Genomic DNA, 9315 nt, shown 5'->3' with positions numbered 1-9315 from the left:
TTTGCTATGCTCTACAGAAAGTACTCAGCTTTTTATTAAATCTTGCTTTTAAGCATTGACATTGCTTAGCAGGCTTTTGGGGCAATGCCAAAAGTGACACCCCGCACACTGAATTCCATAATAAGAGGAATGATCAGCAATCAACTCTTGGCTATGAATATACGCCCATCCTGCAGGCGTATGGCAATAATATGTCCTAGCATGCTGCTATAGGAATCAAAGGCAACCCGCGTTTGTTCTGGTTCAATATGGCCAAATCCTTCAAGCGGGTAATCAGCCTCTTCTTCGCCGTCTTCCAAATCCTCCTGATTGGGTCGGACGGCCTTATAATCAAATTTATATACTTGCTTGTCGCTCTCATCAAAGAGAATGGCAAGTATGGTATTATAATTCTCCATATCCACGCCTACGAAATAAGCCTGTTTGTCTTCGAAGAAAACTTTCGGATGCGCATTGTCGATTTGCCCCTGAAATGCCCAGCGATACCACGTATCAGCCAGCGAGACATGGGGAAGGGGGTAATCGAACCCGTCAAACTGCACCCACACAAGCTGTTTCTGTACAGCACCTATGCCACGCAGGATACTGGCTTGTTCAATCAGCCATGTCGGTGGCGTTCCTCCTAGGTTTTGTTTCAGAAACTCTAATTCAGGAAAGCGCCGTACAAAGCGTAGTAAATGGCTCTGCTCCACCGTCGGTAGAGTGGAAGCTTTGATCCATTCTTCCGCCTCACCGGCAGTACCTATAGTTATCGTGACAGCCATTGGGCAACATCCTTTCCCTATAATCCAACTAGGTGTGTCTTCCAATTAGCAAGCTGGTCAATGGCTAGTGATTTTTGTGGCAGACAAGGCAAAATTTCGCAGGAATAATAGCTCTTATTTCCAGGAATTTTAACGCAGCATGCCGCGAAAAGTGCCGCCAGAGGATGTTTTGATAAATGGAAGACACGCCCTAGTATTGGCTAATCTATTTTTTGTTGCGGAGCTTCGGTGGGACAGATGGCGGCACATTCACCGCAGCCGGTGCAGTTGTCGGCATCGATGACATGGACACCGTCGCCTTCAGAAATACAAGACACCGGACATTCCTCCGCGCAGGCGCCGCAGTTGATGCAGTCGTCGGGATTGATGAAATAGGTAATGCCTGCGGGTTGTACTTCTAGAATCTCACCATTACCCAGTTTGATGGCTCCGAGGTGATTGAGCATGTCCGGGTAGGAATCGAAAACCCGACGGGCACGTGTCGGATCGACGCGCCCTTGGCGGCTCCCTATATCGTCGATGAAGGAATAGGCAAATTCATATACGCCTTCATCTCCATCAGTGCCAACCTTAACCGCTAGTAGAGAACTCAGGTCTTCGAGTACACAGGCGACGAATACAACCGGTTCATCGCCTAAAAAGATTTGGTCATACTCGCCGAGATCGGCGTCAAAAACCAACCGGTGATACCGGGAGGCTTCGCTTCTTGCTGAGTTTGCCAGAGAATCACGGTCTGGGGAATAACGAAAAGCGACGAACCGAAGCCAGCACAAGTCGTCGGGAACAAATCCCAGGAGCGCTTCGCCGAGGAGGCGCAGCCACGCGGGGTCGGTTGCCGGGCGCTCTTGTTTAAAGAAGGTGAGTGTGGGAAACTGCTTAGTGAAACTGAGTAATGCATGTTTTTTTTCTTCCGGCAAGTCCGATGCTAAAATCCACTTTTGTGCGTCTTGGGCGGTGCCTGAAATTTCCGGCGGTACATTTGTTTGGCTCATCCATAATTCCTCCATAGAATGTCATACGAACAGTATGAAAAGTTTACAGTAACCAAAAGATTTTACCGTGGTTTTGCTTCCAATTATCATATTTATTTAGCTGGTTCGGCTTAAGGATTGTTCGTATCTGGGAGGCGGCAAGCTGGTTTTGCTGCCGCAAATGTTTCTGGATGTCCTCTACTGTCAGGGCGGGGTCGGCAGCGGCTTCCCAGGCTGCCGCTTTAGCATTTTCCAGGATGGAGAGCAGCTTCAGCTTCTGCTGCTGGGAGAGGTTTAGTTCCTGCATCAGGCTTTTACGGTTTTCCTTGCCCTGCGTAAGAAACTCGCTCCAGGCTGTCTGCTGCTGCGGCGGCATGGTATTTAGGATTTCCTGAATAGCCGTCAGGCGCACGGACTGAATTGCCTTTGCCTCATCTCTGCGGTGAATAGCACCGGCGGGGTGAGGATCATTTTCTTTGATCTGCCGTATTTGTTCGTTGGCTTTCTGCAGGGTAATCTGCATACTTTGCTTCTGCTCAGGGGTAATCTGCCAGAGGTCAGGGGATTTTGCCAGGACTGCCGTACAAGCGAGTAACGCCAGGCAGACAAGCAATAGCGTTCTCCCTATAGCGTTGGGCTTACAAGTTTTCATTACAAACCATCCCTTTCAAAAAAGTTGTTGCTGGGTATACACCACCTTCTTTATTATAAAAAAAATGCAAGAGTAAATATTGTAAAAAAACGACATCGCTGCCGCTGCGATGTATAGTTTCAATTCGTGAATGTCGTTTTTTTACAATACCGCAGCAAAGTCTTTCCGTATAATAAAATTAACATCATTAGGGAAAAAACGCAGGAGGGCTGACCATGGCTTATTATGAAAAGGCGAAGACTTACAAGGAGGCCTTGGAGCTTGCCGCAAAGGACACAGCCTTTGGCGAGCGGGAACAAAATGCCCTGCGTGGTGCGTATTGGGTCCTGGTCGTGCAGGACGGGCAGATCACGGAAAAGCAGAGACAGGCAGGAAAGAGCCAGGCTGACGCAGCCTTTGAACTCCAGAATTTCACCGTGTATGTAGCAATGGATGCGACGAACGGCATTCGGGTAGAGGTAAAATACAGTCCGGATAACACGGTCGGTGAATATTATTTGGTCGGCGACAGGCCGGTGCAGTTAATCTATTCGCCGGGTGGAAAACGTACTGCTCTGAAATACGATTGGGAAACAGGGCGGCTTATTGACGGCGGGGATTATATCGCGAAGGTGTCGTTCAGTACCAGTGATGATGATGATGTTGAAAGAATCAGTGAAGAAAGTTTTTTCCGTGAGGTAGAGAGTTTGCAAAAGCGCTTGCACCTGCGAAAGGAGTAATATTATGCGAGTGGATCCTTCCTATTCCATCCAGAAAGAATTTGAAAATGCCATGAGCTTTGCCAAGCAACTGCTGGAACTTTCGAAAAAAGCAAAACCGGCGGCGGATAGCGGACATCCCTTACTAGATTTCGTCCGGTTGATGGGAAGAGGCCTGCAGTCCAAATACCTGTTGCGAACCTTATACGCAAGTGATGAAATAGAATTGCCGCTGGATTTTTCCGGGATTGGCGTGGATATGTCGGTTTCTCTGTCTCCATACCGGGAGGTGACTTTCTATGATTTGGTGGAAATCGTAGAAGTGGCAGAACAACCGCTGCCTGTGTGCCGGGATCTGCTGATTTCTTTGCCTTGGGACCGGCAGAAGCTATTGAAATCAATGGCCTATATTGGAGAGGGACGTAAATGGGGGGCGTGGCGGCAGGAGGATGACTACGATATTGAACTATGGCTGCCCCTCGGTATCGCCTGGGTCCGTTCCGGCGACCATTCCATGGTGCCGTTTCTGCTTGACGAGGGGACGGAGGTAACGCCAACCAATGTGCTGGACATCAGCGGAGTTTATGATTATGTATTTTGCGACGGCCGTTATTACCGGCGGGTGGAGGACAACAGCATTATCTCATCAGTAAAGTGCGCGGAAATGGCCATCTTGTTTGAGGTGGGACGGATGATGGTGAAAAAATCCGTTTCCTTTTAGCAGAGGAATAGTATCAAGGGGGAATGTCGTTGAGCAAAAAATCCTTTAGTCTTATCAAATTCTTCTTAGTACCAATCATTATCACCGGATTTGCATATGGCTGGCATGAGTATAGGCTGTTTACGGCGGTACCGACTGAACGTCTTGCTGCCGGCAGTTACTATCCTGAGATGCCGCCAGACGAACATCATCACTATCTCCAACTGCCTATTGACCATAGGGATCCCGCCAAGGGGACTTTTATGGATTTTTATATTTTAAGTCCTAATTTTAAACCCGGTGATAAAGTTGTTTTCTGGTTATTCGATAATCAGCAGGAACGTGTAGGGTTGCTGAGGGATGCAAAGGATTTTGCGGAATTTGAAAATATTCTCGGCGGACTTTCGTATGTGTTAATCGGCAATCGCGGTGTAAGTCCGACACTGTTTCCAGAAGTCTTTCGCCAAGATGGATCGATAAACTATCCCCTGGCAATGAATTTATACGGTTCAGCCCAGCAGATAGAAGACATCGAGGCTGTCCGGCAGGATATGCAAAATAAGCACCTCCTGCCCCAGGATGGAAACATCATGCTGTATGGCGGATCAGGCGGCGGTTTTTTGGTACAGCAGTACCTGGATAAATATGGATCCCATGTTTCCCGTGCGATTATTGAAAATAGCGGTGCCCCGGATTTGGCGCAGCAGCATAAGGTTCCATTTGCTAAGAGCTTTTATGAAGCAAATCCCGATGCGGCGAATATGTATTATGCTTTATCATCAGCGGAGGTCCGCCTGTCTTTGGCCTATCTCCTGTTCAAGCTTGGTCAGGAAGGAGAAGTTGACCTGCAGCTTAAAATTGTGAAAGGCCAAAGCAGAAGCACTTCGCTTCAGGAAAAGTATAGTTATTTTAGCAAATGGATAAAACCTGCCAATAACTTTCCGTTGATTCGCTTTATGCTTGGTATTCCGGCAGAGCTTGAAGTGAAAGTGCGAATCTATGAACTTCTGGGCGCGGATTTGAAAAATTATCAGCCAACATCCCCAGAACAGGTAATACTGATGTACGAATGGACGAAAGTGATACTTGCTGATTTCTTAAAAGCTGAGGCCGTAGGTGAAATTCGCACTCCGGCCTTTCCCTTGCACCGGTCAAATTACAGTGGTGAGGTGTTGGTTTGGTCAGGTCTGAAAGATCAGGCCTTCAGTGAACAAATGGCCCAGTGGATCAATGCTTCGTATCCTCGCTCCAAACGAGCCACATTTGATGATGGACACCGGCTAATGAAGTCCCCGGAATATTACAGGGAGCTTCGCAAAGCTTTTTTTGCCACTGGCTTATCAGTAGCTCATTGAAAGAGGGTGATCACCGCGGAGTATTATAGCACGCAGCGAAAGTTTCAAAATGCCATGTGCTTTGCCAAGGAGTTGCTACGCCAGTTTCCTGTGCGGGGGCAGGGCGCACATCCGTTGCTCGATTTCGTGCGGTTGATCGGTAAGGGACTCCAGGCGCAGTATTTAACCCATATGTTCTATATTGCCGACAGGCCTCTTTTGCCGGACAGCAGTTTTACTGAATTGGGCTGGGGAATGAGCATCGAGGAACTCTTTGACTGCCTTACGGAGGTTGACAACAAGCTACCGTACTATGTGTGTAAAGACCTGCTTTTGCCTTTTCCCTGGGACCGGCAAAAGCTGATCCGGGATATGTCCTATATCGGGCTTGGGAAAAAATGGGGAGACTGGCGGCAAAGCGTGAACCACCATATCGCAGTATGGCTGCCGATAGGGCTTGGCTGGGTATATGCGGGGGATCATTCGGTGACGGTAGCTTTACTGCAGGAAACAGCACAAATAACGGCGGAAGACGTTTTCCATATGGGACCCCTGCTGGAGCGTTTCTATTGTGACGGTGAGTTTTACCGCCGTCAGGAGGATGACAGCATAGCCGGACCGGTGCATTGCCTGGAGATGGCTGTGTTGTTTGAAGTTGGCAGGCTGATGGAGGAAAACGGTCTTTCCTTCGGGGCGCTTCGATAATGATCGTAAGACGGCATCTTATTAAGATGTCGTTTTTTTACAATACGGGACAGGGATGGCTGATTATAATTAGAAATAAAGAAATTGCGAAGGAAGGAGTGTGCCCACATGGCGATGGTACATAAGGCATTTCTATTTGATACAGTATTGTTTTAGGAGGAATGACAAATGGACGAACAACTGCAACAAGTATTTGCCCAGGCAAAGGAGCAGCTAGATAATAAAAAGTACAGAGCGGCCTTGGGCGATTTCACATATGTGCTAGAACGGGAGAAGGATTGGCCGGAAGCCTTGTTTTACCGCGGCTGGGCGAGGTTCTACAATCTGGATAAGCTAGGCGCTGCCGATGATATTGCTAGGGCGCTGGAACTGAAGCCGGAGCTTGCAGCCGTGCTTGTTGATACCGGTATTCCAGTACGGGAACTAAGCAAACAACTCAATTCAAGGGCTTGCCGGAGCATCGGCGCCGGGCGGCCGCAGGACGCGCTGCGGGAGGTGGCCGGTGCACTCCTCATTGAGCCAGACTATACTATGGCCAAGCTGACCATGGGGGAAGCGTATGTGGCTATGGAGGAACCGATTGCTGCAATGGACTGGCTGGAAAAAGCGGTAACAACTGCAGCGGAATACGCCGGAGAGATTGATACCTATGACTGCTATGCTCCCCTCCGGGGTTATCCGCGATATCAGAAACTGATTGGTAATGAAAAAACCATTTCCGTTGAGGCTGAAACTCTATTGACGCAAGCCAAAGAGCAGTTTGCCACGAAGCAATATCAAGAAGCGCTAGCCGCCTGCGAGCAGGCATTAGTTCTTGCGCCGGATTGGCCGGAAGCCTTATTATACTGCGGACTTGTTAAATACAGGCTGGCCGGCAATACGGGCTGGGTAACCGAGCTGCTGTACAAAAGCGGCGGGCTGGATGATCTGGCCAAAGCGTTGGACTATGATCCCTCCTTAGAGGAGGCGCTCCAGGACAAGGGACCCTTATCTAGTGAGATGCTTGCCAAGGCGCTGAACGATAGAGGCTGCGATTCTATCGAAACCAAACAATATAAAGAAGCTTTCCGGGATATCAAGCAGGCTCTGCGCCTGCAGCCGGAATACGTAATAGCATATTTAACCATGGCAGAATACTATATGGCCTGGAGCAAGCACGAAGAAGCGCTGAACTGGCTGGAAAAAGCAGCGGCGCTGGATACAAAAATCATTGCCGAGATTGACACCTATGAATGCTTCCGGCCACTTCGTGTCTATGAGCGCTATAGGCCATTTGCCAGCGAGGCGCCGCCGGTCACAGACAAAAGCTTCTATGTCCTGGAGATGTTTGTGGAGCCCGGTGCCATGCGCGAATATATACGGTTTGCCTCCGGAAGTCTTCAGCATATCGAGCAGGTGATGATAGCCTGCATCAAGGGAGGATTGGGATTTTACAAGCTGGTGAGCTATGGTCAGCATATCCGGCTGTACCGTTTCGAACAGGGCCAAAAAGTTCTCGGCTTAAACCTGCTGCCGTTTATCCTGGTCACCGTTCCCGGCCAATTGACCGCTTCCTTCGCTGAAACTGGTAAGCCGAACATATTGGATATGGAAGGAAATCCACTGCCCGCCTCGATTGAAAAAACAGTAATAAAAAAACATAAGCGGACGGGAGCCTCTTATGAAATGAAAGAAAGCATTAGCCGGGACAAATACTTGTCCGACCTGCTGTGGGACTACCGTGCGTGTGCGGAAGCGAAGGAAACCCTGTTTGTAACGCCGTTTGCCGAAGTCATCGGCGCACTCGAAGGCATCCCACTGGCTGGCGGCGAGGAGGCTGAAACGGCAGAGGGCGTTTTTGTTGCTGACGAGGTCAGTGAAGAAGAGTCAGGCAATACGTGCAGTATGGAGGAGTATTTGAGCGTGATGCGGGGAAAATCCAACATAGAGGAAGTGTCTGAGGAAAAATGTTTGGGAGGAGAAGTGTAATGCAAAAATATACGCAAGCCTATATTACAAGCTGGTTGATTGTCCTGGTATTATTTGGCGCCAGTTTGCGCGCGGTCAACGCCGGCGGCGATTCCATCCGGTTCATGGGGGCGCGGCTGAGCCTGACCAGTGGGTCGACGTATCAGCTTTATAAGGTGACTGATACACTGGCCTTCGAAATTGGCCGGCAGCAGGTGTCGCTGGTCAGCTATGAAAAAACTTCCGGGCTGTATTCGCTGGCCGGCGAATACCAACATACGGCGGTCGATGCCGCCGGCAGCGTATTTATCGTATCGGCCGACTACCTGAAGGATGATTATATCTATACTTCCTATCCTATCGGTCGCACCAGCCTGGTCAATCTCAAAACTGGCGAGAAGCTGGGCCCGCTAATAAAACCGTCTTCCGGATCGTCTGACTATAAGCCGGTGGATGCGGGGCAACTGCCGGAATACCGGCAGCGCGGCCTGGTACTGGAGGAGCCGTATAAAATTACGCCCGATAAAATTAAAGCCAACTACCAAGCACTCAATACGTACAGCGAAAATTTGTTCATCGTGCAAGCGGCGTTTGGTTTGATTTTTATCCTATTGACACTGGGTGGCATTCCGCTGGTGATATCCCGGTTAAGGCATACACGCACCGTATGATAAGCAGCAGTGAAGGGAGAGGCTCTTGATGCTTGGAAAGAAGGTTTGGCTATATTTTTTTCTGGCGTTTTTGTTTACCTGGCTGCTGTGGCTGCCTCTACTGCTGAATGCCCGCTTGGGGATGGCCTTGCCCGTCCTTCCTTGCCAGCATTATCTGGGATCGTATGGGCCGCTTTTGGCGGCAGCGCTTACAACGCTGGTTTTTGAAGGCGGACAGGGCCTCCGAAGCTTTCTGGGACGGGTATTCCGGCCAGTCCGGCAACCTGCCTTGTACGCGTTTGCTTTGGGAACGCCGGTGGCGGCCTTTTTTCTGGCGGCAGCGCTAAACTGGCTGCTCACTGGACAATGGGCAGCGCTTGGCGATTTGGGTGTTACGCCACAACTGCCGGGCTTTAATTTGCTTGAGGCCTGGTTGTTCTGGATGGTGACGTTTGGTTTGGGTGAGGAAATCGGTTGGCGCGGTCTGGCGTTGCATGAATTGCAAAAGATCTGGAAGCCTGTTCCGGCATCGTTTATCCTGGGGGCGGTGTGGGGGCTCTGGCATCTACCTGCCTTTTTTTACCACGGACAGTATCTTGCAATGGGGCTGCTGCAGGCTGCCGGTTGGCTGGTTGCCGTCTTGTACGGAGCAGTCGTGTTCGGCTGGCTGCGAAACGCAACCGGCGGCAGTGTGCTGATCGTTGCCTTGTGGCACGGCACTTTCGATGCGTTGATTGCGGGAAAGGCGGCTGTGGGGGTAATTCCCGCCGTAATGAGCCTGGCGGTTATCGTTTTTGGCATTGCTTTAATTAAAGTTACGAAAGGCCAGTTGGGTTATTCCGATTAAAAAGGAGGGAGGCGGCTACACTACCGCCTCGTTTCAGTTATATGAGC

General features: G+C 49.8%; 10 protein-coding genes. 7 read left to right on the top strand and 3 right to left on the bottom strand.

The features are described from left to right. Positions 1-140: 140 nt before the first annotated feature. The 3 genes from EV210_RS22040 to EV210_RS22030 form a co-directional block, all read right to left on the bottom strand. Complete coding sequence (locus EV210_RS22040; protein WP_132083718.1) at positions 141-764, bottom strand: hypothetical protein; 624 nt, start codon at positions 762-764, stop codon at positions 141-143. 200 nt (positions 765-964) lie between these two features. Beyond that, positions 965-1756 carry an indolepyruvate ferredoxin oxidoreductase subunit alpha gene (locus EV210_RS23490; protein ID WP_424218407.1) on the bottom strand — a complete coding sequence of 264 codons (792 nt, stop codon included), beginning with the start codon at positions 1754-1756 and terminating at the stop codon, positions 965-967. Positions 1757-1799: 43 nt separating this feature from the next. Beyond that, a complete protein-coding gene (locus tag EV210_RS22030) occupies positions 1800-2387 on the bottom strand; it encodes a hypothetical protein (RefSeq protein WP_132083716.1) in 588 nt (195 codons plus the stop codon). A gap of 215 nt (positions 2388-2602) precedes the next feature. Between EV210_RS22030 and EV210_RS22025 the strand changes: the two genes are divergently transcribed. The 7 genes from EV210_RS22025 (at position 2603) to EV210_RS21995 (ending at position 9268) form a co-directional block, all read left to right on the top strand. Next, positions 2603-3106, top strand: coding sequence for a hypothetical protein (locus EV210_RS22025; RefSeq protein WP_132083714.1), 504 nt, complete (start codon positions 2603-2605; stop codon positions 3104-3106). 4 nt (positions 3107-3110) lie between these two features. Continuing rightward, positions 3111-3806 carry a DUF6710 family protein gene (locus EV210_RS22020; RefSeq protein WP_132083712.1) on the top strand — a complete coding sequence of 232 codons (696 nt, stop codon included), beginning with the start codon at positions 3111-3113 and terminating at the stop codon, positions 3804-3806. Between the two features lie 29 nt (positions 3807-3835). After that, positions 3836-5140, top strand: a complete 1305-nt coding sequence (locus tag EV210_RS22015) for a hypothetical protein (protein ID WP_132083710.1) — start codon at positions 3836-3838, stop codon at positions 5138-5140. Between the two features lie 6 nt (positions 5141-5146). Continuing rightward, entirely contained in the window at positions 5147-5824 is a 678-nt protein-coding gene (locus tag EV210_RS22010; protein WP_132083708.1) for a DUF6710 family protein, read from the top strand. 168 nt (positions 5825-5992) lie between these two features. Continuing rightward, on the top strand, positions 5993-7792 hold the full coding sequence (locus tag EV210_RS22005) for a tetratricopeptide repeat protein (protein WP_132083706.1): 1800 nt from the start codon (positions 5993-5995) through the stop codon (positions 7790-7792). Beyond that, positions 7792-8442: a hypothetical protein gene (locus EV210_RS22000; protein WP_132083704.1), complete on the top strand. Its 651-nt coding sequence runs from the start codon at positions 7792-7794 to the stop codon at positions 8440-8442. The genes EV210_RS22005 and EV210_RS22000 overlap by 1 nt, the downstream gene beginning before the upstream one ends. A gap of 28 nt (positions 8443-8470) precedes the next feature. Further along, on the top strand, positions 8471-9268 hold the full coding sequence (locus EV210_RS21995; protein ID WP_132083702.1) for a CPBP family intramembrane glutamic endopeptidase: 798 nt from the start codon (positions 8471-8473) through the stop codon (positions 9266-9268). The last annotated feature ends 47 nt before the right edge of the window (positions 9269-9315 follow it).

Source organism: Anaerospora hongkongensis (assembly GCF_004339805.1).
In the GTDB taxonomy this organism is placed as follows: domain Bacteria; phylum Bacillota; class Negativicutes; order Sporomusales; family DSM-15969; genus Anaerospora; species Anaerospora hongkongensis.
Note: the sequence above shows the minus strand (reverse complement) of the source record. Positions and strands in the feature narration are given on the sequence as shown.

What these genes read in the sequence shown, in the direction of transcription:
- EV210_RS22020 (WP_132083712.1), top strand. Translation starts at nt 3,111, where the DNA reads ATGCGAGTGGATCCTTCCTATTCCATCCAGAAAGAATTTGAAAATGCC.
- EV210_RS22025 (WP_132083714.1), top strand. Translation starts at nt 2,603, where the DNA reads ATGGCTTATTATGAAAAGGCGAAGACTTACAAGGAGGCCTTGGAGCTT.
- EV210_RS22005 (WP_132083706.1), top strand. Translation starts at nt 5,993, where the DNA reads ATGGACGAACAACTGCAACAAGTATTTGCCCAGGCAAAGGAGCAGCTA.
- EV210_RS23490 (WP_424218407.1), bottom strand. Translation starts at nt 1,756, where the DNA reads ATGAGCCAAACAAATGTACCGCCGGAAATTTCAGGCACCGCCCAAGAC.
- EV210_RS22040 (WP_132083718.1), bottom strand. Translation starts at nt 764, where the DNA reads ATGGCTGTCACGATAACTATAGGTACTGCCGGTGAGGCGGAAGAATGG.
- EV210_RS21995 (WP_132083702.1), top strand. Translation starts at nt 8,471, where the DNA reads ATGCTTGGAAAGAAGGTTTGGCTATATTTTTTTCTGGCGTTTTTGTTT.
- EV210_RS22000 (WP_132083704.1), top strand. Translation starts at nt 7,792, where the DNA reads ATGCAAAAATATACGCAAGCCTATATTACAAGCTGGTTGATTGTCCTG.
- EV210_RS22030 (WP_132083716.1), bottom strand. Translation starts at nt 2,387, where the DNA reads ATGAAAACTTGTAAGCCCAACGCTATAGGGAGAACGCTATTGCTTGTC.